The following is a 24335-nucleotide window of genomic DNA, read 5'->3' as shown; positions in this document are numbered from 1 at the left end:
GAGCACGTCATGCTCTCGCACGACCGCGTCTGGGCTGCCATCGATGCTCTTGCCGAGCGCTATTCGCTTTCGGCGTCGGGTCTGGCAAGGCGCGCGGGACTGGATTCGACCGCCTTCAACAAATCGAAACGCCTGTCCTCGGACGGCCGGCCGCGCTGGCCGTCGACCGAATCGTTGGCCAAGATCATCGAGGCGACGGGCGCTTCGCTGGACGAATTCACGGGACTGATCGAAGGCCGGGGCGCATCGCCCGCCAACAGGCGCGCCGTGCCGTTGCTCGGCTTTGCCCAGGCAGGCGCCGGCGGCTTCTTCGACGATGCCGGTTTTCCTGCGGGGCAGGGCTGGGAGCTCGTCGAATTGCCGGCGCAATCGACCGAAAGTTCCTATGCGCTGCAGGTGCAGGGCGATTCCATGCTGCCGCTCTACCGCAACGGCGACGTCCTCATCGTCGAGCCGGGCGCCGCCACGCGCAAGGGCGATCGCGTCGTCGTCAAGACGACATCAGGTGAGGTGATGGCCAAGGTGCTCGAGCGACAGACCGTCAAGTCGATCGCGCTGGTCTCGCTCAATCCGGAGCATCCGGATCGCGACATCCCAATGCGCGAGGTCGAATGGGTGGCGCGGATCGTCTGGGCAAGCCAATAGGTGCAACGGGTGCGACTTCCTCATCTTGTCCTGGCGGTTCTGATGGTTCCGGCGATGGCGGCACTGGTCGTTGCCGGCGGACGCACGCTGAAGGGCAGCGAAAGCACTGTTGCGTTGGACCAGATCGATCCCGGCGCCGATACGCTCCCCCAGGCTGACGCCGGGACGGTGCCGGAAGAACCTGCGACCTCCGCCATACCTGCATCGCAGCCGCCAAAGCCGGCGGTGCATTCGCGGGCGATCGATCCGGATGTCATCACGCCGCCAGAAATGCCCGCCGGGGAGCCCGAGCGGGTCGAGCCGCGCGCGCCGCTGAGCAAGCTGGCGCTCGCCGTGCCGCCCAAGCCGAAGATGCCCGACGACTGGCACGGCACAAAGCTGTTCCAGCCGGTCGCCCCGGCCGCCGGCCTGATCGAGGCGAAAGGCTATTCGGTCGCCATTTCCGGCATCGATGTCGTCGGGCAGGACGAGACCTGCACCACCGATGGCAAATCCTGGCCGTGCGGCGTCCGTGCCCGCACGGCATTCCGTTCCTTGCTGCGCGGCCGCGCGGTGGTTTGCCTGGTGCCGCCGGAAGGTGGTCGCGACCTGATTGCCGCGGAGTGCCGGATAGGCAAGCAGGATGTCGGTCAATGGCTGGTCGAAAACGGCTGGGCGCGCGCCGCCAAGGGCGGGCCCTATGTGGAAGCCGGTGACAAGGCACAAAGTGCGAAGAAAGGTATTTTCGGACCGGCGCCGAACCTAGCCGGCATCCCGGCGGCGCCGGCCGCCACCGCCCCGGCGCCTCAGGCGCCGGGTTCGATCCTGGAAGAGGATGGCGGCGTCCTCAAGCAAGCTGACCAGCCAACGCCTTCTGAATGAGCGAGCGGGTCTCGGTGACGCCGTAGAGCGCGGCGAAGGATCCGAAGCGTGGGCCGCGTTCCTGGCCAATCAGCACCTGATAGATCATCTGGAAGAAGGCGCCTGAAACGCCGGGGCCGCCTTCTGGGCTCTGCTTGGAATGATCCTGGTAGCGTTCGATCTTGCGCGCCACGTTGAGCGAGGCGTTCTGGATCGCCTCGCCGCTGGCGTCCGTCGGCAAGTCGGCAAGCGCCTTTTCGAGAGCCACCAGCGCTTCGCGTTCGACCTCGTCGGCCGGGCGAAAGGTCTTCGTCGGCTTCACGAAATCGTCGAAATAGCGGATCGCATAGCCCGTCAGCCGGTCGAGCTCGGGATGGGAGGCGGGGGTCACGCCCTGAACATGGCGCGAGATGAAGCCCCACAGCACATCCTTGTTTTGCGCATTGGAGGCGCTGACCAGGTTGAGCAGCAGCGAGAACGGCACCGGCATGTCGATGGCGGGCGGATTGCCGTCATGCATATGCCAGACCGGGTTGCCCAGCCGCTCCTTCCACTCTTGGCGGGGATAGGCCGCGAGGAAAGTGTAGTATTCGTCGACCGCCCGCGGGATGACGTCGAAATAGAGCTTCTTCGCCTGCCTGGGCCGCTGGTACATATAGAGCCCCAGGCTCTCGGTCGGCGCATAGGTTAGCCATTCGTCTATGGTCAGGCCGTTGCCCTTCGACTTGGAGATCTTCTGGCCGTTCTCGTCGAGGAACAACTCGTAGACGAAATGCTCCGGCGCCCGCCCGCCCAGTATGTTGCAGATGCGGTCATAGACCACCGCATTGGTCTGGTGGTCCTTGCCGAACATCTCGAAATCGACGCCGAGGGCCGCCCAGCGCATGCCGAAATCCGGCTTCCACTGCAGCTTCACTCTGCCGCCGGTGACCGGCAGCGTGGTTTCGGTGCCTTCATCGTCGAAGGTGATGGTGCCGGCCTTGGCGTCGACATGCTTCATGGGAACGTAAAGCACGCGCCCGCTCTTCGGCGAAATCGGCAGGAAGGGGCTGTATGTCGCCTGCCGCTCCGGCCCGAGCGTCGGCAACATCACCGCCATGATCTGGTCGTAGCGTTCGGCGGCGCGCAACAGCATCGCATCGAAGCGGCCTGACTTGTAATATTGCGTCGCGCTGGCGAATTCGTAGTCGAAGCCGAACGTGTCGAGGAAGCGGCAGAGCATCGCATTGTTGTGGTCGGCGAAGCTCGCAAAGTCGCCGCCGAAGGGGTTGGGCACCGATGACAGCGGCTTGTGCAGATACGGCTCGAGCGCCGCTCGATCCGGCACGCTGTCGGGTATCTTGCGCATGCCGTCCATGTCGTCCGAAAAACACAGCAGCTTGGTCGCGACCTTGTCCTGCGTCAGCACGCGGAACGCATGGCGCACCATGGAGGTGCGCGCCACTTCGCCGAACGTGCCGATATGCGGCAGGCCCGAAGGTCCATAGCCGGTTTCGAACAGGATCGTTTCGGGAAAGTCGGCGCCCTTGTAGCGTTCGATGATTTTTTTGGCTTCCTCGAACGGCCACGCCTTGCTCTCGGCCGCCGCCGCCAGCAGTTCGGGATTGAGATCGATGATGTTTGATCCCGCCATGGTCCTGTTTTCCAAAATTATTCGCCGCTCGGGCTGCAAGTGTCGATTTTCAACCGGTCTCTAGGCGCGCATGGCCGGAGCGTCAACGCGTGGGGCGCTTTTTCCTTGCGGCCTCAGGCTCCCCTTCCTACCTTCGAAGCCCGTCCAAGGAGTAAAGAATGCCGTCGCCCACCCCGCACGAAGCGCTGATCTACCTGATGGTCATCACATCGGCCTCCGACCGTGACATGACCGATGTCGAACTGGCCAGGATCGGCGAGGTCGTCCGCTCGTGGCCGGTGTTCGAGGATTTCAAGCAGGACCGGCTGGTTGCCGTGGCTCAGGCTTGTCAGAACCTGTTGCATGAAAAGGATGGCCTGGAGGGTGTCCTCACCCAGGTTGCCGAGGCGCTGCCGGAGCGATTGCGCGACACCGCCTATGCGGCGGCCTTCGAAGTGGCTGCCATCGATCTCGAAATGCGCATGGAGGAAGTGCGGGTGCTGCAGTTGATCCGCCGCCAGCTCGATCTCGACACGTTGACCGTGGCGGCCATCGGCCGTGCGGCCAAGGCGCGGCTTCGCACGCTCACCTGAAGGCGAGCATTACGCCGGATCAGAAAAAAGCTGACCGGGCCGGATCAGAAAAAGCTGACCGGGAAATAGCGCAGGTAGAATTCGGCGAAGGTGCCTTTCATCGAAATCTCCTGCAGCGCGTAGTCGAGGGCCGCGGCCAGTGCCGGATTGTCCGCTCGCGTGGCGATCGCCATGCCGGTGCCCAGATATTCGGGCGCCAGATAGGGGCCGCCGGCAAAGCGGCAGCAGCCGGCCGCGTGGGAGCCGCCGAGCCAGAAGGCGAAGCGCATGCCATCACCGAAGGCCGCATCGATCTTGCCGGCCTTCAGATCGCCATAGAGGGCTTCCGGCTTGTCGAAGGGAACCACCTGGACCGTGCCGAAATAGTCGCGCAGCATGCGTTCATGCGCCGAGCCTGATATCACCCCGACGCGCTTGCCGTGCAATTTATCGAAGATCGGTTCCGCCAGCGCCTTGTTCTTCGGCATGATGAAGCGCGCCGGGAACTGCAGGTAGGCGCGCGAGAAGGCGTATGTCTGGCGCGACTGCGGCGTTGCGGCAATGCCGGCGATGATCGCTTCGCCTTCGCCTTTCCCGATCGCGCCTTGAAGCTCCGCCCAGGGCAGCGCCTGGATCTGGCACTTGTCGACGATGCCGAGCTCCGCGCAGATGGCGCGCGCCAGGTCGATATGGAAACCCGACAGCTTTCCCGCGCCGTCGAGGAAATTGAAGGGCGGAAAATCCGTGGTCGTCAGGAACCGCAGCCGCGGCAGTGCCGAAAGGTCCGGCTTGGGCAGCCGCTCCTTGGCGTCCCACAGCACCGGTACCTGGGGCTCCGCGCGTGCTCCGGGAATCCAAGCCAATGCCGCAATGAGCGCCACTGCCAGGACCTGGAACCGCCATTGGAACGCCACGATAGAACTCCCCGCACCGTGCTCGTGCCGGTTTTGGTACGAAAATGGTACAGGCACAATGCTTTTTGATTTCAACGCTTCGATTTCAGGATATGATTCGCTGAGTTTGCAAACAAGCGGTGGCTGCCCTGGTGGGGGTACCAGGGTCGAGAACCACAACCGGAAGCGGGCGCTTTGCAATCCGTGGTCAGTGGCAAAGTGCCGGCAAGGCGCGGACCATGGGCTTTAATGCATGAGGCAACATGGGGTTGATGTTGCGATGAGTCAGTTCGATCGGACGCTGGAATACATAGACCAACTGCAGCACGCCGCGACGGCGGCCGCGGTCTGCGAGAAACTGTTGGGCGTAACATCGGAGTTCGGCCTGACCGCGCTGATGGCCGGAACCGTTCCGAAGCCGGGCACGCCGACGGGTCAGCAAAAGCAGCATGTGCTGCTTTGCGATTGGCCGGTCGAATGGCTGGAGCGCTATGTGGCGCGCAACTATGTCGATCACGATCCCGTCGTCAGTCACATGAAGCAGTTGCAGGCGCCGTTCCAGTGGCGTGAAGCCGCCCAGGGCCTTCGCATCGACAAGAACAGTGGCGAAGTGATGGGCGACGCCGGTGCCTTCAAGCTGCGTGACGGGCTCGCCTTCCCTCTGATCACGCTTGACGGTGAGATCGTCATGGTGTCCCTGGGGGGCGAGGCCGTGGAACTGTCGGCGGCCGAGTTCGGCCTTGTCTCGCTGGTCTCGACCTATGCGGTCGGCCGCGCCATGCAACTGCACACCATGGCCGGCAAGATAATCGACCATATCGAATTGACGCCGCGCGAACGCGAGTGCCTGCAATGGGCCGCCGTCGGCAAGTCCGAATGGGAGATTTCGCAAATCCTCGGCATCTCCGAGCACACGTCGGAGAAACATCTTCTTAACGCCAAAAGCAAACTCGGTGCCGTCAACCGGGTGCAGGCAGTCGCCGAGGCGATACGGCGCGGCTACATTAGCTAGGTCGGCCGTGCCGGCCTAGAACTTCTCGCCTACGTGATCACGCAATTTTCGCATCGAAGCACGGCCGTATCTTCCCCTGAAACACAGGAGACTACGGAATGCTTTTTTGTCTTTCGACCAAGGAATTGATGGAACGCCCCGATCTCTGGGAGGCCGTCCATCGGCTGCGCTATCAGATATTCGTCGAGGAAATGGGATGGGAGGACCTGCGGCGCCCCGACGGATTTGAGGTCGACCAGTTCGATCATGACGAGGCGGTCCATCAGATCGTCATCAGGGGCAATGAAGTCGCGGGCTATCAGAGGATGTTGCCGACCACGCGGCCGCATCTGCTGACCGAGGTGTTGACCGATCTCTCCGAGGGAACGCCGCCGGCGGGTCCCAACATCTGGGAGTTGACCCGCTATGCGGTGGCTCCGGGTTTTCGCGATGGCCGGCGCGGCGTCTCGACCGTCGGCACGGAGTTGATAGCCGGTTTCGTCGAGTGGGGTCTGAAGCGCGGCGTCGACAAGGTGATCATCGAGTTCGAGCCGATGTGGGTGCTGCGCGCGTTGCAACTGCACTTCCTGGCGACGCCGCTCGGCTATCAGCGCACCTATGGCAACCAGCAGGTCGTGGCGACGCTGCTCACCTTCAACGAGCACACGCTGGACGTGGTGCGGTCGCGCCGCAATCATCATGCGCCCGTTCTGGCCAGGGGATATCCCGACATGTTCGGCCAAAGGAGGGCATCATGAACGCGCACCCGCAGCCTGAACTGCGCAACCACGCTCTGATCGTCACCGTATCGTCGAATGACGGCCGGCCGGTGCTCGATAGAAGGGCCTATGAGAGCCTTGCCACGACGTTCCACGAAGCCGCCGAGAACGACGAGGTGCGGGTCGTCGTGCTGCGCGGCCTGGCGGGCTGTTTCTGCCTTGGCGGCGACTTTTCCGAATTCCTGGATGCCACCAAGCATCAGAAGCTGATCGCCGCCGTCACCGACATGTTCCGCATGCTGGCGACGTTTCCGAAGCCCATCCTGGCCTGTGTCGACGGCGACGCCGTCGGCGTCGGTTGCACCATCCTGTTCCATTGCGACATGGTGATCGCGTCGGAAAAAAGCACGTTCCGGGTGCCGTTCGTCGATTTCGGCCTGGTGCCGGACGCGGCGACCAGCATCCTGGCGCCGCAGAAGCTCGGCTATGCCGGAGCTTTCCGCTTCTTCTGCCTCGGGGACACGCTTCGTGCCGAAGATGCCAGGGCGCTCGGCCTCGTCGCCGAGATCGTCCCGGAAGGGAGCGTCGAGGAGGCGACGCTCGGCCGGGCAAGACAATTGGCCAAAAAGCCGGTTGCGGCGTTGCTGCAGACGCGCGGCTTGCTCAAGGGCAACACCACGGCACTTTGCGAGCGCATCGATGAGGAGATATCGCTGTTCCAGCAGGCGCTGCAGGACGACGCCACGCTGCGACGGTTGCAGCGGATCGCGCGCCTGGCGGCCTAGCCGCCAGGCCGAGGAAAGAGGACATCAACTGCGCCGCGCTGGCTTTGGCCGCGCGGCGCCAAAGCGTCAGTCCTGCTTGCCCAGGAATGACGGCCCTTCGCCGATGATCTTCTTGTCTTCCTTGCCGACGACATCGAGATCGCGCCCCTCGTAGGGCAGCGACAGGAGGATGCGACGCATCACCGCCAGCCGCGCGCGGCGCTTGTCGTTGGCCCGCACGATGATCCATGGCGCGAACTCCTTGTGGGTGTGCTCGAACATGCTGTCGCGCGCCTTGGTGTAATCGTCCCACTTGGTGATGCCGGCAATGTCTATCGGCGAGAACTTCCAGCTCTTCAGGGGGCTGTAGCGGCGATCGTGAAAGCGCTCGAGCTGCGTCTCCTGGCCGATGTTCAGCCAGAATTTGAAGAAATGGATGCCGTCATTGACGATCATTCGTTCGAAATGCGGCGTCTCGTCGAGAAACTTCTCATGCTGTTCGGGGGTGCAAAAACCCATCACTGGCTCGACGCCTGCGCGGTTGTACCAGGAGCGGTCGAAAGTGACGAATTCGCCCGACGTCGGGAAATGGTCGGCATAGCGCTGGTAGTACCATTGTCCCAGCTCCGTCGGGGTTGGTTTGGTCAGCGCGACGTTACGCGCCGTGCGCGGGTTGAGGTACTGGCGCACCACGAAGATCGTACCGCCCTTGCCGGCAGCGTCACGCCCCTCGAACAGCGCCATCACCCGCTTGCCGGTCGCCTGCAGCCAGGCTTGCGCCTTGACCAGCTCGATCTGCAATTTCTCGAGCGTCTCGTCATACTCTTCGCTTTTCATCTTCTTGTCGTAGGGATACCCGCCCGCGGTCAGCTTGTTCTCCTCGACCCAGTCCGGAAGCTCGGGATTCTCGATATCGAACTCCCGTTTCTTGCCGCCGATCTTGATGTTCAGCGGACCAGAAGTTGGCGTGACGGAATTTTCCTTGGCGTTTTTCATGCAGACGAACCCTTTTAAGTGCCTGGACTCATGCTATTGGGAGCCACTACAGGCCGCATGTCCATTTGGACGCGCAAACGACGCTGTAGCACTTTTGATTTGCGGTCCAGCGGAAGTTTCCGTCGCCGTGTGACCGGTGGAGGTTGGGCGCGCGAATGACTGACCTGGGCGCGGAACAGAAAGGCACGGGGCAAGCCATGGCCGCCCGGCTGTGGAACAGCCGCTGGCTGCTTGCGGCCGGGGTCGTGGCGGTTCTGATCGCCTATGGCTTCGCGGGTATTTCCGCCTACGTGCTGGTACCGGCTCTGCTGCTGTTGCTGGCGGCGGCAATATTGCCGGCGGCCGGTGTGCGCCATTCCGCCGAGAGCGCCGGGGCAATCGAGGCGATGGGCTTGCAGCGCCTGTCGGGGGAATATCTCGCGGCCGCGGTCGCCGATCCGCTCATCATCTTCGACCAGGCCGCCACCATCGTCCACGCCAACGCCGCCGCCTTTGCCGCCTTTGGCGGCATCGCGCCCGGCATCTCGCTGCCGCTGAAATTCCGGGCGCCGGAAATGCAGGCGCTGCTGGACAGTGTGCTGTCGGGAACCGTCGCCTCGGATGTTGTCGATTACACCGAGAAACTGCCTGTCGAACGGGCCTACCGGGTCAGCGCGTCATCGGTCGGGCATGGCACTGACCTCTATGTGCTGGTCTTCAAGGACCAGAGCGAGGCGCGACGCATAGACCGCATGCGCGCCGACTTCATCGCCAACGCCAGTCACGAGTTGCGCACCCCGCTGGCCTCGATCGCGGGCTTCATCGAAACGCTGCGCGGACCGGCCCGCAACGATCCGGCGGCGCGCGAGCAGTTCCTCCAGATCATGCAGAACCAGACCGGCCGCATGGCGCGCCTGATCGACGATCTGCTGTCGCTGTCGCGGCTGGAGATGAAGCCATATCTGAAGCCGGGAACCGAAGTCGATCTGCGCCAGACCGTCGACAGCGTCATCGATTCGCTCGGACCGCTCGCCCGGGAAAACAATGTCGCCATCGAGCGCGATTTCGCCAAGGGGCCGCTCGATGTGCCGGGCGATCGCGACGAGTTGTTCCAGGTCTTCGAGAACCTTTTGGAAAACGCCTGCAAATACGGCCAGTCGGGCGGCCGCGTCGTGGTGTCGATCGCGCGCGGCGATGACGGTTCCGAACCAGGCATCGACGTGACGATCCGGGATTTCGGCCCCGGCATCCCCGAGGAACATATCCCGCGCATCACCGAACGCTTCTATCGTATCGATGTCGAGACCAGCCGGACCCAGAAAGGCACGGGACTTGGCCTGTCGATCGTCAAGCACATCCTGACGCGTCACAACGCCAGGCTGACGATCCGGTCCGAGGTCGGCAAGGGCGCCGCGTTCTCAGTCCATTTGCCGGCGCACTGATACTGCCCTAGTTTTCCACGGGACCGTTTCTTTTTTCTGTCATCCGGTTAGCGTATCAGCGGGGATTCGAGGAAACGACTCAAAATCAAGACACCCCGTGGGAAGGCATTTCGTCCATGCAGTCCGTTCACACAATGAGCGCCTTTGACGAGGAACTGAAATATCTCTCCAAGCGCATCGCCGCGATGGGCGGCCATGCCGAGCGCATGGTCGAGCAGGCGGTCGCCGCCTTGGTCAATGCAGATCCGGGATTGGCCCAGAAGGTCATTCGCGATGACCTCGTGCTGGATGAGGGGCAGCGTGAGATCGACGACAAGGCGATCATCATCATCGCCAAGCGCCAGCCGATGGCGACGGACCTGCGCGAGATCGTCGGCGCCATCCGCATTTCGGCCGACCTCGAGCGGGTCGGCGACCTCGGTAAGAACGTCGCCAAGCGGGTGGTCGCCGTCATCGACGGCCGTCAGCCGACCAGCCTTTTCCGCGGCCTGGAGGCTCTGGCCAACCTGGCGCTGACCCAGCTGAAGGAAGTTCTCGACGTCTATGCGTCGCGTTCGGTCGACAAGATCGGCTTCGTGCGCGACCGAGACGACCAGATTGATGCCATGTACACGTCGCTGTTTCGCGAATTGCTGACCTACATGATGGAAGATCCGCGCAACATCACGCCCTGTACGCATCTGCTGTTCTGCGCCAAGAACATCGAGCGTATCGGCGATCACGCCACCAACATCGCCGAGACCATCTACTACATCGTCACCGGCGACCAGATGCCGGCCGATCGGCCGAAAAGCGACAAGACGGACAAGATCGGCCTCCCCGCGGCGCTGCCGGTGAAGTGAACGCACGTCCTCTCGAACGCTTGATCATATTGCGCTAAACTACCCCGAGATAAGCTTGGTTCCCTGGGGAAGGCAACGCTTTCGGAGGCCGCGATGGAATATGTCCGGGAGTTCAAGCCCTCGCCGCCGACATCGGGCATCATTGCCTGCGGTGTCTATACCGCCGGGCGCCGCATCGCCGATATTCCAATCGAGGAAGCCGGCGATTGGGCCAAGAAATCGGGACACGTCGTCTGGATCGGGCTGCTTGAACCCGACCGTGAACTTCTGCTGCGCGTCCAGGCACAGTTTCATCTGCATGAGCTGGCGATCGAGGATGCCGAGCATCCGCACCAGCGGCCAAAGATCGAGCAATATGGCGATGCGCTGTTCATCGTCGCCCGCACGGCGCAGCTGATCGACGGGCGCGTCACCTTCGGCGAGACCCATCTGTTTGTCGGCTCAGGCTACATCGTCAGCGTCAGGCACGGCCCGTCGACATCCTATGCCGCCGTGCGCCAGCACTGGGAAAGCTGCCCGCACTCGCTGGCCAAGGGCGAGGATTTCGTCCTTTACGCCATTCTCGACTTCATCGTCGACAACTACATGCCCGTGCTCGAGCAGATCGAGGACGAGGTCGAGGCGATCGAGGACAAGGTCCTGCTGAAGCCGATGACCGGCCCCGATATCGAGCGGCTTTACATGCTGCGCCGCGACCTCTTGCGCCTGCGCAATGCGGCATTGCCCCTGGTGGAAGTCTGCCGCCGGCTGACCAGCGCCGAGCTGCCGCAGATCCATTCGGCCATGCACCCGCTGTTCCGCGACGTGACGGATCACATCCGCACCGTCCAGGAGAAAATCGACAGTCTGCGCGAGGTGCTGGCCTTCGCCTTCGAGGCCAGTCTCCTGGTCGGCCAGAGCCAGGAAACGGCGATCTCCAAGAAACTCGCCTCGTGGGCGGCCATCCTGGCGGTGCCAACCGCATTCGCCGGCATTTACGGCATGAACTTTACCGACATGCCCGAGCTGAAGATGGAATATGGCTACCCGATGGTGCTGGCCACCATCGCGCTGATCTGCTGCTTCCTGTATTGGCGGTTCAGGAAGAACGGCTGGCTGTGAAAGAGCAAATAGCGAATAGGGGAAAGACTGCATTGCCCCCTCGCGGAAGCTCAATCAGTGGCTATTCCCTATCGGTTCCTGCGCCGCTCCGCCGCTGGCTGGAACGCCACGCGGGCATGGTACTTGCAGTAGGGACCGGTCTCGGCGGCTTCGTTGCCGCAGAAATTGAAGTCCTCCGAAAGCGGATCACCGTTCGGCCATTTGCAGGTGCGCTCGGTCAGTTCGACGAGCTGCAGATGCCGTGAGATCGGTACCACGACGTTCTCGACCGGGCGAATGTAGTGTCTTGCTACAGGTTCGGCGTCGAATTGCGTCTGAAGGGCCGTCGCGCCGATCGAAGTCGTGACATGACGTGCCGTGGTCGCGGCGCGTGCCACCGACTTCTGGACGGTCGATCCTTGCGATGCCTTCTTCTGGCGTGCCGGCGTCGCCGTCGCACGGCCGCGGCCCGACAGTTTCAGCCGGTGCACCTTACCGATGACCGCGTTGCGGCTGACCCCTCCAAGCTGAGCGGCAATCTGGCTTGCGCTCAGACCCTCCGACCACAGTTTTCTCAAGAGTTCTACCCGCTCGTCAGTCCAGTTCATGACCGCGCTCCTCATAAGCGTGCGGCAATCAGAATCCTTTCCCGACCCAGCACCACTGCTGGGGCAGACACCACATATATCTGGTGATTAGGTCCGCCGCACGAAATCTAGTTATTTCTCGACTACAACTACTCTATGCGCTGACTCGGTGACAAGAGTCCCAAGTGCAACACGAATCGGTTTTTTCGGTTTTCCCCAACTTGCCCGGTCGCTCATGAGCCGGCGTCGCGTCAGGGGGCTTGCCGCGCGCCACTACGCGACGTTCTCGTTGACTTCATGACGGAAAAACACGATAAGCCACAGAAGGCCGCCGCTTTGGCGGCTTTTTTGATTTTCCGGTACCGGAGACGCATATAATGAGCGGTTCGGCGCTTTACGAGACCTTTGCTCGCGCACCCCTGGCCTTCGACCATGGGGAAGGCACCTGGCTGGTTACCGACAAGGGCGAGCGATATCTCGATTTCGCCGGCGGCATAGCTGTCAATTCGCTTGGCCACGGCCATCCTCATCTGGTCGCGGCCCTTACCGAACAGGCGGCGAAGCTCTGGCACGTCTCCAATCTCTATGAGATCCCGGGGCAGAGCCGGCTTGGCGAACGATTGGCTGATGCCACCTTCGCCGACAAGGTGTTCTTCACCAATTCCGGCGCCGAGGCGCTGGAATGCGCGATCAAGACGGCGCGGCGCTACCACTTCGTCAAGGGACATCCCGAGCGCTTCCGCATCATCACCTTCGAAGGCGCCTTCCATGGCCGCACGCTGGCGACCATCGCGGCCGGCGGCCAGTACAAATATCTCGAAGGCTTCGGACCCAAGGTCGAAGGCTTCGATCAGGTCGGCTTCGACGACATCGACGCCGCTGAAAAGGCGATCACGCCCGAGACCGCCGCGATCCTGATCGAGCCGGTGCAGGGCGAGGGCGGCATCCGCCCGGTACCGACACAGTCGTTGAAGCGTCTGCGGCAGCTCTGCGAGCAGCACGGCCTGTTGTTGATCTACGATGAGGTTCAGTGCGGCATTGGCCGTACCGGCAAGCTGTTCGCGCATGAGTGGTCGGGTGTGACGCCCGACATCATGGCAATCGCCAAGGGCATTGGCGGCGGCTTCCCGATGGGCGCCTGCCTTGCCACCGATGAAGCGGCCGTCGGCATGACCGCCGGCGTGCACGGCACCACGTTCGGCGGCAATCCGCTGGCAATGGCGGTCGGCAACGCCGTCCTCGACGTCGTGCTGGAAGATGGATTTCTCGAGGATGTCCAGCGCAAGGCGCTGCTGATGAAGCAGGGGCTTGCGTCGGTAGCCGACGAATTCCCCGAGGTGATCGAGGATATCAGGGGCACCGGGCTGATGCTCGGCCTCAAATGCGCGATGCCCAACGGCAAGGTGAACATGGCGCTGCGCGACCAGCATTTGCTGGCGGTTCCGGCCGGCGACAACGTCATTCGCCTGCTGCCGCCGCTGACCGTCACCGATGCCGAGATTCACGAAGCGCTCGGCCGCATCCGCGCCGGCGTCAAGGGCCTGTCGGAGGCCATTGCCTCCGCCGCCGCGAAGTAATCCGGAACCATTCCTGATGTCAGTTCGCCATTTCACCGATCTTTCCACCGTTTCCGAAGGCGATTTGCGCTTCATGCTGGATGATGCGGTGACGCGAAAGGCGCGTCTCAGGGCCGGCGAGCGGACCAAGCCGCTCGAAGGCAAGGTGCTGGCCATGATCTTCGACAAACCGTCGACGCGCACGCGCGTTTCTTTCGACGTCGGCATGCGCCAGCTTGGCGGCGAGACCATCATGTTGACCGGCACCGAGATGCAGCTCGGCCGCTCCGAGACCATCGCCGACACCGCCAAGGTGCTGTCGCGCTATGTCGACGCCATCATGATCCGCACCACCTCGCACGAGCGGCTGCTGGAGTTGACCGAGAATGCCACCGTTCCGGTGATCAACGGGCTGACCGACGACACCCACCCCTGCCAGCTGATGGCCGACATCATGACTTTCGAGGAGCATCGCGGTCCGGTGGCCGGCAAGACCATTGCCTGGACCGGCGACGGCAACAACGTGCTACACTCGCTGCTCGAGGCCTCGGCACGGTTCCGCTTCAATCTCAACGTCGCCGTACCCGAAGGCAGCGAACCGGCGCAGAAGCATGTCGACTGGTCCAAGGCGCATGGCGGCAAGCTGCATTTCACCCGCTCGCCCGAGGAAGCCGTCGACCAGGCCGACTGCATCGTCACCGACTGCTGGGTGTCGATGGGCCAGGAACACCGTGCCCGCGGTCACAATGTCTTCTCGCCCTATCAGGTCAACGCCGCGCTGATGGCCAAGGCAAAGCCCGACGCCCTGTTCATGCATTGCCTGCCGGCCCATCGCGGTGAGGAGGTGACCGACGAGGTCATCGACGGACCGCATTCGGTGGTCTTCGACGAGGCTGAGAACCGGCTGCACGCCCAGAAGGCCGTGCTTGCCTGGTGTCTCGGTGCTTGATGTGTCTTGTTGCTTGATATGTCTTGTTGCTTGATATGTCTTGGCGCCTGAAATGCCCAGGCGCTTGATCTGCGGGGGCGCAATGCCTATCTGCGCCGCATCACGCAAATCAAGCGCGTTTGGACGCATGTGCCCACCAGGGCCGCATGGCCGCGCCCTGGAGCTTTGTCATGTTGGAAAGCCATCAAGTGACTGAACATCACCCCAAACTCGGCGAGTTCGGCTACGCCGGCGACGATCACGTCGTTCCCTTCGAAGTCGGTCCGCTCGACGTGCGTGGCCGCACGGTGCAGCTCGGGCCGATGCTCGACGCCATCCTTGGCCGCCACGACTATCCCGAGCCGGTCGCCCGCCTGCTGGCGGAAGCCTGTGTGCTGACGGTGCTGCTCGGCACCTCGCTCAAGTTCGAAGGCAAGTTCATCCTGCAGACCCGTACCGACGGGCCTGTCGACATGCTGGTCGCGGACTTTTCCACGCCCTCGGCGCTGCGCGCCTATGCGCGTTTCGACGCGGATCGGCTCGAAGCGCTGGTCGCGGCCGGCGAGACCTCGCAGCAAACGCTGCTTGGCAGCGGCGTGCTGGCGCTGACCATCGATCAGGGCGCCCATACGCAGCGCTATCAGGGCATCGTCCAGCTCGACGGCGAAACGCTGGAAGACGCGGCGCGCACCTATTTCCGGCAGTCGGAACAGATCCCGACGGATATCAGGCTCTCGGTCGCCAAGCTGCTGACGCCCGGTATCGGCGGTGCGCGCGAGCAGTGGCGCGCCGGCGGCATACTGGCGCAGTTCCTGCCGCAATCGCCCGAGCGCATGCGCGTCCCGGACCTGCCGGGTGGCGATGGCGATCCGCGCGAGGAAGTCCACGATCCGGCCGATAATTCCTGGCAGGAACTCCTCGCCTTGCTGGGCACCATCGAGCCGACCGAGCTGATCGACCCGACCATCGGCGCCGAGCGGCTGCTCTATCGCTTGTTCCACGAGCATGGCGTGCGCGTCTTCGGCGGCGTCCCCGTCACCGACCAGTGCTCGTGCTCCAGGGACAAGATCCGCGATATCCTCGAAGGCTTCTCCGCGCAGGAGATCAAGGACAGCACCGAGGATGGCGGCATCCACGTCGCCTGCGAGTTCTGCTCGACCCAGTACGACTTCGATCCGGCCGAGTTTGCGGCTCAGTAAAGCTAGTCCCTTCTCCCCGTCACTATACGGGGAGAAGGTGCCGGCAGGCGGATGAGGGGCAGCGCCAGCGTTAGTACAGGAGCTCCTTGGCTCTATCTGAAGAAAATTCTCGCAAGCTCGGCGCTGCCCTCATTGTCCTGCCGGACGGTCGTCACTCGAAAAGCCAAGCAATTCGTCCGCTTCGCGGACCATTCCTCAACTCCCCCGTATAGTGACGGGAGAAAAGACGCTAATTCACCGTGCGCCTTGTCCCCGGCAGATCGAGCGAGAAGGCGGGGATGGCGATGTCGAAGGTCTCGCCGCGCTTGTTGCGCATCGTGTAGCGTCCGACCATGATCCCGGATGGTGTCGAGAGCGGGCAGCCGGACGTGTATTGATAGCTGTCGCCGGGATTGAGTTCCGGCTGGTCGCCGACAACGCCCGGCCCGCGCACTTCCTCGACCCGGCCGGCGCCATCGGTGATGTGCCAATAGCGCGACAACAACTGCACGAACTCGTCCGACTGGTTGTCGATCGTTATCTGATAGCCCCAGACATAGCGGTTCTCCGAGGGATCCGAACGGTCCTCGAGATAGAACGGCCTGACCTGCACTTCGATGTTGCGCGTCACGGCGCGGTACATGAGCGGCTCCAAAACAACCCGATGACTTTCAGCGCTCCCGGTGAGCAGGTCAACGTGCGCGTCTTGTCGCGGCTGACCTTGAACCGCAGGTGCCGGCAAAGAATGTCATTTAAGTGACACACGACAATGGTGGTGTGCACGAACCGGGCGACTCGGCGCTCTGTCGAACTGTTGAAAACGGCCACGATGCCGGCCGCCTTTCCGGAGTGACCAGATCTCGATGGAACTCACCTTCATAGCCGCCTCGCTTTCGACCGCACTCATCCTTTCAAACGCCGCCAGCATTTCGCTCGCCGCTTCACAGCTGAAACGGCGCAACACGATCGCCCCGCCAGCCGGCAAGCCGCAACCGGTCTCGATCGTCGTCCCGTCGCGGGGCGTCGAGCCGTTCACGCATGAGACGCTGGAACGCGCCTTCGCCCTCGACTGGCCACGCTACGAACTGATCTTCTGCGTCGCCCATACCGACGATCCGGTGGTCAAACTGATAAACAGGGCGATTGCCCGGTTTCCCAAGGTGCCGGCCCGGCTGCTGATCGGTGACGACCGCGTCAGCGCCAATCCAAAGCTCAACAATTGCGTCAAGGGTTGGGAAGCGGCACGCCACAACTGGGTCATCCTTGCAGATTCCAACGTCCTGATGCCGAGGGACTATATCGAGCACATGATGGCGGCATGGCGGCCCGACACCGGCCTTGTCTGCTCGACGCCGATCGGCTCGCGGCCCGAGGGTTTCTGGGCCGATGTCGAATGCGCCTTCCTCAACACATTGCAGGCCCGCTGGCAGTATGCCGGCGAGGCGCTCGGCCTCGGCTTTGCCCAGGGCAAGAGCATGCTGTGGAACAAGCCGATGCTGGATGCCAATGGCGGCATTCGGGCGCTGGCCGCCGAGATCGCCGAGGACGCTGCCGCCACCAAGCTGGTGAACGGCCTCGGCTTGCGCGTCAATCTCGTTGCCGCGCCCTTCGAGCAGCCGCTCGGCCAGCGCACGCTTGGCGAGATCTGGTCGCGTCAGGCCCGCTGGGCGCGCCTGCGCCGCGTCACCTTCCCGCTGTTCTTCGCGCCCGAAATCCTGACCGGCGCGGCGGTGCCTCTCGCGCTTGCCCTGGTTGCTGCGGCGAGCGCCGGCATCAGCCTCTGGGCAACCGCGATTGCCGTGTTGGCGGCCTTCTACCTTCCGGAGTGCGCACTGGCCTTGTCCAAGGGCTGGTACCTGTCGCCGCGCATGGTCGCGGCCATGATTGCGCGGGACGTGATGCTCCCAACCCTCTGGGCGCGCGGCTGGCTCGGCGGCGCCGTCGACTGGCGCGGCAACGCAATGACCATCCGCACCAAGGCGGCCGAACTGGAGGAGACGCCGTCGCGCGCCTGATCGCCGCGACCGACGCTCCCAAACAGCCTATTTGGCGGCCTTCAGCGCCTGCGCGATGTCTTCCAGCAGGTCGTCGGCGTCCTCCAGGCCGACCGACAGCCTGAGCGTCCCTGGCCCGATGCCGAGTTCGGCGCGGGCCTCGTCGCTCAGGTTCTTGTGCGTCGTCGTCGCCGGATGGGTGATCAGGCTCTTGGCATCGCCGAGATTGTTCGAGATCAGCACGATGTCGAGGGCGTTCTGCAGCGCGAAGGCCGCCGGCTTGCCGCCCTTGACGTCGAGGCAGATCAGCGTCGAGCCGCCCGACATCTGCTTCTTGACGATGGCGGCCTGCGGATGGTCGGCGCGGCCGGGATAGATGACGCGGGCGATCTGCGGCTGCTCGGCCAGGAAGTCGGCGATCCTGCCGGCGCTTTCCGTCTGCTGGCGCACGCGCAGCGGCAGCGTCTCGAGCCCCTTCAGCAAGGTCCAGGCATTGAACGGCGACAGGCTGGGGCCGGTGTGGCGGAAATAGTCGTGCAGGTTTTCGTCGATCCACTTCTTGTCCGACAGGATGACGCCGCCGAGGCAACGGCCCTGGCCGTCAATATGCTTGGTGGCCGAGTAGACGACGATGTGCGCACCAAGCTGCAACGGCTTCTGCTGCAGCGGCGTGGCGAAGACATTGTCGACGACAAGCCGCGCGCCGATCGAATTGGCAAGCGAGGCGACGGCTGATATGTCGACGACTTCCAGCGTCGGATTGGTCGGGCTTTCCAGGAAGAACAGCTTGGTGTTCGGCCTGACCGCCTTTTCCCAATTGGCGATATCGGTGCCGTCGACCAAGGTCGCCTCGATGCCATAGCGCGGCGCCAGCGTCTCGACCACCCAGCGACAGGAGCCGAACAGCGCGCGCGCCGCAATGATATGATCGCCGGCCTTGACGCTGCACAGAAGGGCCGCGGTCACCGCCGCCATGCCCGACGCCGTGGCGCGCGCGTCCTCGGCGCCTTCGAGAGCGCACATGCGCTTTTCGAACATGTCGACGGTCGGGTTGGCGTAACGCGAATAGATGAAGCCAGGCTCTTCGCCCTTGAAGCGGGCTTCCGCCGCCTGGGCGGTTTTATAGACATAGCCCTGGGTCAGGTACATCGCCTCGGCGGTTTCGCCGAATTGGGAACGCAGGGTTCCGCCATGCACGAGTGCCGTCTGAGGTTTCCAGTTGCGCTTCTTGGTGCTCATCGCTTTGTTCCAGACACAAAAAAACCGGCCGCGAAAGTCGCAACCGGTCCATACGGCCTTGCGGCCCGACGGTCCTTTAGCGACTTGTTTAACGTGGCTGCAAGCCGACCGGCCAAATCACCACGGGATAACGACCCTTTAGACCCGCGCCACGCTTGCGTCAATTGCCGGCTTCATTAAGAGGTTTGTACCAAGGCAGGTTCCGCAAAAGTGCCCAGTGGTTTTGCGGCAAGAACCTGCACTAAAAGAGACCAGTCTTGGGCGGAGCCAGACTTTGCGGCAGACAGGCATTCTTCCCGATCAGGACATTTCGGCGCTGTTCAAGTCCGGCGCGCTGAAGTCGCCGCGCGCGCTCGATGCCGATCAGATCCAGCCGGCGAGCCTTGATCTCAGATTGGGGAAAAAGGCCTGGCGGGTGCGCGCCTCGTTCCTGCCCGGTCCCAATCACAAGGTCTCGGAAAAGCTCGACCGGCTGCAACTCCACGAGATTAATCTGACCGAAGGCGCGGTTCTCGAAACCGGCTGCGTCTATATCGTGCCGCTGCTCGAAAGTCTGGCCCTGCCGGCTGGCATTTCGGCTTCGGCCAATCCGAAGAGCTCGACCGGGCGGCTCGACATCTTCACCCGCGTCATGACCGATCGCGGCCACGAGTTCGACAAGATCGCCGCCGGCTATCACGGCCCGCTCTATCTCGAGGTCAGTCCGCGCACTTTTCCGATCGTCGTGCGCACCGGTTCGCGCCTGTCGCAGATCCGCTTCCGTACAGGCAACGCACTGCTATCGGAAGCCGAACTGCATGAATTGCACAACGCCGAAATGCTGGTCGCCACCGATCCGCCGAACATTTCCGGCGGCGGCATCGCGCTGTCGATCGATCTCAATGGCGACAAGGATGGGCTGGTCGGCTATCGCGGCAAGCACCACACCGGCCTCGTCGATGTCGACAAGCGTGCCGCCCAGGATGTCCTCGATTTCTGGGAGCCGATCCATAAGAGCGGCGCCGGCGAACTGGTGCTCGATCCCGACGAGTTCTACATCCTCGTCAGCCAGGAGGCGGTGCATGTGCCGCCGCTCTACGCCGCCGAGATGACGCCCTTCGATCCGCTGGTCGGCGAGTTCCGTGTCCACTATGCCGGCTTTTTCGATCCGGGGTTCGGCCATTCGGCGTCCGGCGGCACCGGCAGCCGGGCGGTGCTCGAAGTGCGCAGCCACGAAGTCCCGTTCATCCTCGACCATGGCCAGATCGTCGGCCGGCTGGTCTACGAGCACATGCTGAAGCGGCCGCGGGCGCTTTACGGCACCGACCTGGGCTCGAACTACCAGGCGCAAGGCCTCAAGCTCTCAAAGCATTTCCGCGCGGTGCGCTAAGGTCGAAGCTGCGATCTCCCCACGAGAGGGGGATGACGCCCCCGTGGCTTTTACAGCGCCTTCACCGCCACCTTCACCGGCTTTTCGATTTCCAGCGGGTTGCGCAGCGGCAGGCCGAAATCCCCTGCCTCGATCTCGAACACGTCGCCTGCTTCCGTGTTGATGCCGTCGGCGAAGGATAGCGTCGCGGTGCCGAACATATGCACATGCACGTCGCCCGGCTGGCGGAAGGCCGAATATTTGAAGTGGTGGTGTTCGAGATTGGCGATGGTGTGCGACATGTTCGTTTCGCCCGACAGGAACGGCTTCTCCCACAATGTCTTGCCGTCTCGCAGGATGCGCGACGTGCCGCGGATGTCCGAAGGCAGGTCTCCGATCAGGATTTCCGGCCCGAACGAGGCATTGCGCAGCTTGGAGTGGGCGAGGAAGAGATAGTTCACGCGCTCGGTCACATGGTCCGAGAATTCGTTCGACAGCGTGAAGCCGACGCGGAACGGCGCGCCATCGTCGCCGATGACATAGATCCCGGCGACCTCGGGTTCTTCGCCGGCATCCTTGGCAAAGGCCGGCGACATCAGCGCCGCGCCAGGCGCGACCGCCATGGTGCCGTTGCCCTTGTAGAACCATTCCGGCTGTACGCCGACCTGGCCTTTGGCGGGTTTGCCGCCTTCCAGCCCCATGCGGAACATCTTCATCGAATCGGTGAGCTGCTCCTCGCCGTCGGTGCTGAGCTTCTTGTGCATGGAATCGCGCGTCGCGGCCGACCCGAGATGCGTCAGCCCCGTGCCGGTCAAATGCAGATGCGCCGGGTCGGGGTGATTGATCGGCGACAGGAGCCGTCCCCTCTTGTAGGCGGCGTCGAGATCGACCGTCTCGCCAAGTCCCTTGCGTTCGATCAGGGCGGCCAGGCCGACACCGGTGCGGGCGGCCTCCATCGCCAGCGAATAGACGCTGCGCGCGCCGTTGATGATCCGGGTCTTCCCGCCGCTGCGGGCAACGACACGGATCGTCTCGGCGTCGTCGAGAATCTGCGAGATCAGCATGATCAGTCCTCTCTCATTTTTCCGTGTCCGGCTGCCATCGGCAAAATCCTGACCGGCGCGGCGCGGAAACGCGCCACGGTTGAAACGCTTCGTCCGGATTGCGTTCGCGAGCCTGGTCCTTCCCCGGACTTCTTGGTGCCGACGGGCTGCCGGCAGCTTCGCGATCTAGAACCCGTATGCCTCCTAGTCCTCGCCTCCAGCCCTTAAGCCTTGTTCTTGTTGTAGACGTCAAAGATGACGGCTCCGAGCAACACCAGTCCCTTGACTACCTGCTGCCAGTCGACGTTGACGCCCATGATCGACATGCCGTTGTTCATCACGCCCATGATGAAGCCGCCGACCACCGCGCCGATCACCTGGCCGACGCCGCCCATCGCCGAGGCGCCGCCGATGAAGACGGCCGCGATCACGTCGAGCTCGCTGCCGAGGCCCGCGGCCGGCACGGCCTGGCCGAGACGCGCGGCGATGATCAGGCCGCCGAGCGCCGACAGCACGCCCATATTGATGAACACCAGAAGCGTCAGCCGCTCGGTGTTGATGCCCGACAATTGCGCTGCCTTGGGGTTGCCGCCCATCGCGTAGATGCGGCGGCCGATGGTCATGCGCTTGGTAACGAAGACGAACAGCGAGATCAGCACGCCCATGACGAGCAGCACCACCGGCAGGCCCCTGTAGCTGGCGAATTCATAGACCAGGAACAGCGCCAGCGCGCTGGCAACCAGCGTCTTGATGACGAACAGGGGGAAGGGCTCGGCCTCATAGCCGTGGCGCTCGCGCTTGCGCCGTGTCCTCACCCCGAAATAGGCATAGGCCAGCACGGCGATCAGCCCCAGCACGACCGTCGTCATGTGCAGCGTCAGGCCGCTGCCCAAAATGGTCTTGCCGGCCGCGTTCACCGTCGGCGCAACCAGCGTCAGCGGGCCGATCACATCAGGGATGAAGCCGGAGCTGAGTGCCTTGAAGCCGTCCGGAAGTGGACCCACCGAGGAGCCGCCGCCCAGCAGCGCCTGGCAGATGCCGCGGAAGATCAGCATGCCCGCCAGCGTCACGATGAAGCTCGGTATCCGGTGGTAGGCGATCCAATAGCCTTGCGCCGCGCCGATCAGGCCGCCCACGATCAGGCAGACGATCGAGACCACCAGCGGATTGCTGAGCGGTCCGAGCTGCCAGATGACCATCATGTTCGCCGCCAGCGCGCCGATGAAACCGGCGACCGACCCGACGCTGAGGTCGATGTAGCCCGAAACGATGACCAGCAGCATGCCCAGCGCCATCACGATGATGAACGAGTTCTGCTGCACCAGGTTGCTGAGGTTGACCGGCTTGAACAGCGTTCCCGACGTGGTGAACTGGAAGAACAGCATGATGACGATCAGCGCGATAATCAGACCATATTCGCGCAGGTTCGTCGTCAGCGCCGAGACGGCGATGCGTGGACGCTGTTCTTCGGCGATGTTGCCTTGCGGGGCGGGGGCGCTGTCGGTGCTCATGCTGCTTTTCCTTCTCCACGAACGATGGCCCGCATTATTTTTTCCTGGCTCGCGTCCGCCGCGGGCATTTCGCCCACGATGCGCCCTTCGTTCATGACATAGATTCGGTCGGTGATGCCGAGCAATTCCGGCATTTCCGACGAGATGACCAGGATCGCCTTACCTTCAGCGGCGAGGCGCGCGATGATCGTGTAGATTTCGTACTTGGCGCCGACATCGATGCCGCGCGTCGGCTCGTCGAGGATCAGAACTTCCGGGTCGGCGAACAGCCATTTCGACAACACCACCTTCTGCTGGTTGCCGCCCGAAAGATTGCCGGTCATCTGATAGACGCTCGATGCACGGATGTTGGTTTTCTTTCGATAGTCGTTGGCAACGGCGAGCTCGCGCATGTCGTCGATCACACTGTGGCGCGAGACGCCGCCCAGATTGGCCAGCGTTATGTTGTGCTTGATATGATCGATGAGGTTGAGACCGTAGGTCTTGCGGTCCTCGGTCACATAGGCGATCCCGTGTTGGACCGCCTTGCTCACCGAGGAGACGTCGACCGCCTTGCCCTTGAGCAGCACTTCGCCGGTGATGCGGCGCCCATAGGAGCGGCCGAACAGGCTCATGGCGAATTCGGTGCGGCCGGCGCCCATCAGCCCGGCAATGCCGACCACCTCGCCCTTGCGCACGTTGAGGTCGATGCCCTTGATCACCTGCCGCTCGGCATGGATCGGGTGATAGACCGACCAGTTCTTCACTTCGAACACGACCTCGCCGATGTCAGGCTCGCGCGGCGGATAGCGGTCGTCGAGCGAGCGGCCGACCATGGAGGTGATGATGCGGTCCTCCGAAATATCCTTCTTGGCCAGCGTCTCGATGGTACGCCCGTCGCGGATCACGGTAACCTTGTCGGCGACCCGGTTCACCTCGTTGAGCTTGTGCGAGATCAGGATCGAGGTCATGCCTTGCCGCTTGAATTCGAGCAGCAGGTCGAGCAGCGCCTGGCTGTCCTTTTCGCTGAGCGATGCGGTCGGCTCGTCGAGGATCAGCAGCTTGACTTCCTTGCTCAGCGCCTTGGCGATCTCGACCAACTGCTGCTTGCCGACGCCGATATTGGTGATCAGGGTCTTTGGGTCCTCCTTGAGGCCCACCTTCTTCAACAGGGCGCTGGTGCGCGCCTCGTTGGCGTTCCAGTCGATGACGCCGTATCTGGCGTGCTCGTTGCCGAGGAAGATGTTTTCGGCGATCGACAGCATCGGCACCAGCGCAAGCTCCTGGTGGATGATGACGATGCCCTTGTGTTCGCTGTCATGGATGCCCTTGAATTGGCATTCCTGGCCCTGAAAAATGATCTGGCCGTCATAGGTGCCGGAGGGATAGACGCCCGACAGCACCTTCATCAGCGTCGACTTGCCGGCGCCGTTCTCGCCGACAACGGCGTGGATCTCACCTTCCTCCACGCTGAGGTTGACGTTCGACAGCGCCTTCACGCCGGGGAACGTCTTGGTGATGTCGCGCATCTCCAAAATCGTCGAGGTCATCAGGGCAAGCTCCTCCTAGACTTTCTTGTTTTTAGGCAATTCCTGAC

General features: G+C 63.1%; 23 protein-coding genes and 1 riboswitch. Of the genes, 14 read left to right on the top strand and 9 right to left on the bottom strand.

What is annotated here, in order from left to right; translation table 11 throughout:
• The first annotated feature begins 9 nt into the window (after positions 1-9).
• Positions 10-645 carry a helix-turn-helix transcriptional regulator gene (locus EN850_RS21600; protein ID WP_136092216.1) on the top strand — a complete coding sequence of 212 codons (636 nt, stop codon included), beginning with the start codon at positions 10-12 and terminating at the stop codon, positions 643-645.
• 9 nt (positions 646-654) lie between these two features.
• The gene (locus tag EN850_RS21595) at positions 655-1506 is read left to right on the top strand and encodes a thermonuclease family protein (RefSeq protein WP_348630734.1); all 852 of its coding nucleotides are present in this window, start codon (positions 655-657) and stop codon (positions 1504-1506) included.
• Here EN850_RS21595 and EN850_RS21590 read toward each other — a convergent pair.
• Entirely contained in the window at positions 1472-3118 is a 1647-nt protein-coding gene (locus tag EN850_RS21590; RefSeq protein WP_136092215.1) for a lysine--tRNA ligase, read from the bottom strand. The two genes, EN850_RS21595 and EN850_RS21590, sit on opposite strands and share 35 nt — an antisense overlap.
• Positions 3119-3276: 158 nt before the next feature.
• Here EN850_RS21590 and EN850_RS21585 point away from each other — a divergent pair, with 158 nt between their 5' ends.
• On the top strand, positions 3277-3690 hold the full coding sequence (locus tag EN850_RS21585; protein ID WP_136092214.1) for a tellurite resistance TerB family protein: 414 nt from the start codon (positions 3277-3279) through the stop codon (positions 3688-3690).
• Between the two features lie 44 nt (positions 3691-3734).
• Here EN850_RS21585 and EN850_RS21580 read toward each other — a convergent pair whose 3' ends face one another.
• Complete coding sequence (locus EN850_RS21580; protein ID WP_136092213.1) at positions 3735-4583, bottom strand: transporter substrate-binding domain-containing protein; 849 nt, start codon at positions 4581-4583, stop codon at positions 3735-3737.
• A 259-nt stretch (positions 4584-4842) separates the two neighbouring features.
• Between EN850_RS21580 and EN850_RS21575 the strand changes: the two genes are divergently transcribed.
• The 3 genes from EN850_RS21575 (at position 4843) to EN850_RS21565 (ending at position 7057) form a co-directional block, all read left to right on the top strand.
• The gene (locus tag EN850_RS21575; protein WP_127279873.1) at positions 4843-5574 is read left to right on the top strand and encodes a LuxR family transcriptional regulator; all 732 of its coding nucleotides are present in this window, start codon (positions 4843-4845) and stop codon (positions 5572-5574) included.
• A 98-nt stretch (positions 5575-5672) separates the two neighbouring features.
• Entirely contained in the window at positions 5673-6311 is a 639-nt protein-coding gene (locus EN850_RS21570; protein WP_127279872.1) for an acyl-homoserine-lactone synthase, read from the top strand.
• The gene (locus EN850_RS21565; RefSeq protein ID WP_127870772.1) at positions 6308-7057 is read left to right on the top strand and encodes an enoyl-CoA hydratase-related protein; all 750 of its coding nucleotides are present in this window, start codon (positions 6308-6310) and stop codon (positions 7055-7057) included. The genes EN850_RS21570 and EN850_RS21565 overlap by 4 nt, the downstream gene beginning before the upstream one ends.
• Before the next feature lie 66 nt (positions 7058-7123).
• On the opposite strand, the gene ppk2 is transcribed toward EN850_RS21565, so the two are convergent.
• On the bottom strand, positions 7124-8032 hold the full coding sequence (ppk2, locus tag EN850_RS21560) for a polyphosphate kinase 2 (protein ID WP_127870773.1): 909 nt from the start codon (positions 8030-8032) through the stop codon (positions 7124-7126).
• Between the two features lie 155 nt (positions 8033-8187).
• On the opposite strand from ppk2, the gene EN850_RS21555 reads away from it, so the two are divergent.
• From EN850_RS21555 to EN850_RS21545, 3 genes are all read left to right on the top strand, one after another.
• A complete protein-coding gene (locus EN850_RS21555; protein WP_127870774.1) occupies positions 8188-9453 on the top strand; it encodes an ATP-binding protein in 1266 nt (421 codons plus the stop codon).
• A gap of 116 nt (positions 9454-9569) precedes the next feature.
• Positions 9570-10295, top strand: coding sequence for a phosphate signaling complex protein PhoU (gene phoU, locus EN850_RS21550; protein WP_135921001.1), 726 nt, complete (start codon positions 9570-9572; stop codon positions 10293-10295).
• 93 nt (positions 10296-10388) lie between these two features.
• Entirely contained in the window at positions 10389-11396 is a 1008-nt protein-coding gene (locus EN850_RS21545) for a magnesium and cobalt transport protein CorA (RefSeq protein ID WP_127870775.1), read from the top strand.
• A gap of 68 nt (positions 11397-11464) precedes the next feature.
• On the opposite strand, the gene EN850_RS21540 is transcribed toward EN850_RS21545, so the two are convergent.
• Complete coding sequence (locus EN850_RS21540) at positions 11465-11983, bottom strand: GcrA family cell cycle regulator (protein WP_127275610.1); 519 nt, start codon at positions 11981-11983, stop codon at positions 11465-11467.
• A 356-nt stretch (positions 11984-12339) separates the two neighbouring features.
• Here EN850_RS21540 and EN850_RS21535 point away from each other — a divergent pair, with 356 nt between their 5' ends.
• From EN850_RS21535 to EN850_RS21525, 3 genes are all read left to right on the top strand, one after another.
• Positions 12340-13539, top strand: a complete 1200-nt coding sequence (locus EN850_RS21535; RefSeq protein WP_136092212.1) for an aspartate aminotransferase family protein — start codon at positions 12340-12342, stop codon at positions 13537-13539.
• Between the two features lie 16 nt (positions 13540-13555).
• Positions 13556-14467: an ornithine carbamoyltransferase gene (argF, locus tag EN850_RS21530; RefSeq protein WP_127275612.1), complete on the top strand. Its 912-nt coding sequence runs from the start codon at positions 13556-13558 to the stop codon at positions 14465-14467.
• A 146-nt stretch (positions 14468-14613) separates the two neighbouring features.
• A complete protein-coding gene (locus EN850_RS21525) occupies positions 14614-15645 on the top strand; it encodes an Hsp33 family molecular chaperone (RefSeq protein WP_127275613.1) in 1032 nt (343 codons plus the stop codon).
• A 229-nt stretch (positions 15646-15874) separates the two neighbouring features.
• On the opposite strand, the gene apaG is transcribed toward EN850_RS21525, so the two are convergent.
• Positions 15875-16267 carry a Co2+/Mg2+ efflux protein ApaG gene (gene apaG, locus EN850_RS21520; protein ID WP_027146773.1) on the bottom strand — a complete coding sequence of 131 codons (393 nt, stop codon included), beginning with the start codon at positions 16265-16267 and terminating at the stop codon, positions 15875-15877.
• Between the two features lie 220 nt (positions 16268-16487).
• Here apaG and EN850_RS21515 point away from each other — a divergent pair, with 220 nt between their 5' ends.
• Positions 16488-17639: a ceramide glucosyltransferase gene (locus tag EN850_RS21515; protein ID WP_136092211.1), complete on the top strand. Its 1152-nt coding sequence runs from the start codon at positions 16488-16490 to the stop codon at positions 17637-17639.
• 27 nt (positions 17640-17666) lie between these two features.
• On the opposite strand, the gene EN850_RS21510 is transcribed toward EN850_RS21515, so the two are convergent.
• Entirely contained in the window at positions 17667-18857 is a 1191-nt protein-coding gene (locus EN850_RS21510) for an O-succinylhomoserine sulfhydrylase (RefSeq protein ID WP_127275615.1), read from the bottom strand.
• Between the two features lie 56 nt (positions 18858-18913).
• Positions 18914-18991: riboswitch (SAM riboswitch) on the bottom strand.
• A gap of 140 nt (positions 18992-19131) precedes the next feature.
• Here EN850_RS21510 and EN850_RS21505 point away from each other — a divergent pair.
• A complete protein-coding gene (locus EN850_RS21505) occupies positions 19132-20226 on the top strand; it encodes a 2'-deoxycytidine 5'-triphosphate deaminase (RefSeq protein WP_136092210.1) in 1095 nt (364 codons plus the stop codon).
• A gap of 50 nt (positions 20227-20276) precedes the next feature.
• Here EN850_RS21505 and araD1 read toward each other — a convergent pair whose 3' ends face one another.
• The 3 genes from araD1 to mmsA all read right to left on the bottom strand — a co-directional run bounded on the left by araD1 (position 20277) and on the right by mmsA (position 24288).
• Entirely contained in the window at positions 20277-21269 is a 993-nt protein-coding gene (gene araD1, locus EN850_RS21500; protein ID WP_127275617.1) for an AraD1 family protein, read from the bottom strand.
• Between the two features lie 203 nt (positions 21270-21472).
• On the bottom strand, positions 21473-22759 hold the full coding sequence (gene mmsB / locus EN850_RS21495) for a multiple monosaccharide ABC transporter permease (protein ID WP_127870780.1): 1287 nt from the start codon (positions 22757-22759) through the stop codon (positions 21473-21475).
• Positions 22756-24288, bottom strand: a complete 1533-nt coding sequence (gene mmsA / locus EN850_RS21490) for a multiple monosaccharide ABC transporter ATP-binding protein (RefSeq protein ID WP_127275619.1) — start codon at positions 24286-24288, stop codon at positions 22756-22758. The genes mmsB and mmsA overlap by 4 nt, the downstream gene beginning before the upstream one ends.
• Between the last annotated feature and the right edge of the window lie 47 nt (positions 24289-24335).

The sequence above is a fragment of the Mesorhizobium sp. M8A.F.Ca.ET.207.01.1.1 genome, assembly GCF_004794715.1.
GTDB lineage: Bacteria > Pseudomonadota > Alphaproteobacteria > Rhizobiales > Rhizobiaceae > Mesorhizobium.
Note: the sequence above shows the minus strand (reverse complement) of the source record. Positions and strands in the feature narration are given on the sequence as shown.

Excerpts from the sequence above, each read along its gene's own strand:
- EN850_RS21525 (WP_127275613.1), top strand. The coding sequence starts at position 14,614 with ATGGCCGCGCCCTGGAGCTTTGTCATGTTGGAAAGCCATCAAGTGACT.
- argF (WP_127275612.1), top strand. The coding sequence starts at position 13,556 with ATGTCAGTTCGCCATTTCACCGATCTTTCCACCGTTTCCGAAGGCGAT.
- EN850_RS21510 (WP_127275615.1), bottom strand. The coding sequence starts at position 18,857 with ATGAGCACCAAGAAGCGCAACTGGAAACCTCAGACGGCACTCGTGCAT.
- EN850_RS21515 (WP_136092211.1), top strand. The coding sequence starts at position 16,488 with ATGGAACTCACCTTCATAGCCGCCTCGCTTTCGACCGCACTCATCCTT.
- EN850_RS21535 (WP_136092212.1), top strand. The coding sequence starts at position 12,340 with ATGAGCGGTTCGGCGCTTTACGAGACCTTTGCTCGCGCACCCCTGGCC.
- EN850_RS21555 (WP_127870774.1), top strand. The coding sequence starts at position 8,188 with ATGACTGACCTGGGCGCGGAACAGAAAGGCACGGGGCAAGCCATGGCC.
- EN850_RS21565 (WP_127870772.1), top strand. The coding sequence starts at position 6,308 with ATGAACGCGCACCCGCAGCCTGAACTGCGCAACCACGCTCTGATCGTC.
- phoU (WP_135921001.1), top strand. The coding sequence starts at position 9,570 with ATGCAGTCCGTTCACACAATGAGCGCCTTTGACGAGGAACTGAAATAT.
- ppk2 (WP_127870773.1), bottom strand. The coding sequence starts at position 8,032 with ATGAAAAACGCCAAGGAAAATTCCGTCACGCCAACTTCTGGTCCGCTG.
- mmsB (WP_127870780.1), bottom strand. The coding sequence starts at position 22,759 with ATGAGCACCGACAGCGCCCCCGCCCCGCAAGGCAACATCGCCGAAGAA.
- EN850_RS21585 (WP_136092214.1), top strand. The coding sequence starts at position 3,277 with ATGCCGTCGCCCACCCCGCACGAAGCGCTGATCTACCTGATGGTCATC.
- EN850_RS21590 (WP_136092215.1), bottom strand. The coding sequence starts at position 3,118 with ATGGCGGGATCAAACATCATCGATCTCAATCCCGAACTGCTGGCGGCG.
- araD1 (WP_127275617.1), bottom strand. The coding sequence starts at position 21,269 with ATGCTGATCTCGCAGATTCTCGACGACGCCGAGACGATCCGTGTCGTT.
- apaG (WP_027146773.1), bottom strand. The coding sequence starts at position 16,267 with ATGTACCGCGCCGTGACGCGCAACATCGAAGTGCAGGTCAGGCCGTTC.
- EN850_RS21540 (WP_127275610.1), bottom strand. The coding sequence starts at position 11,983 with ATGAACTGGACTGACGAGCGGGTAGAACTCTTGAGAAAACTGTGGTCG.
- EN850_RS21545 (WP_127870775.1), top strand. The coding sequence starts at position 10,389 with ATGGAATATGTCCGGGAGTTCAAGCCCTCGCCGCCGACATCGGGCATC.
- EN850_RS21600 (WP_136092216.1), top strand. The coding sequence starts at position 10 with ATGCTCTCGCACGACCGCGTCTGGGCTGCCATCGATGCTCTTGCCGAG.
- EN850_RS21570 (WP_127279872.1), top strand. The coding sequence starts at position 5,673 with ATGCTTTTTTGTCTTTCGACCAAGGAATTGATGGAACGCCCCGATCTC.
- EN850_RS21575 (WP_127279873.1), top strand. The coding sequence starts at position 4,843 with ATGAGTCAGTTCGATCGGACGCTGGAATACATAGACCAACTGCAGCAC.
- mmsA (WP_127275619.1), bottom strand. The coding sequence starts at position 24,288 with ATGACCTCGACGATTTTGGAGATGCGCGACATCACCAAGACGTTCCCC.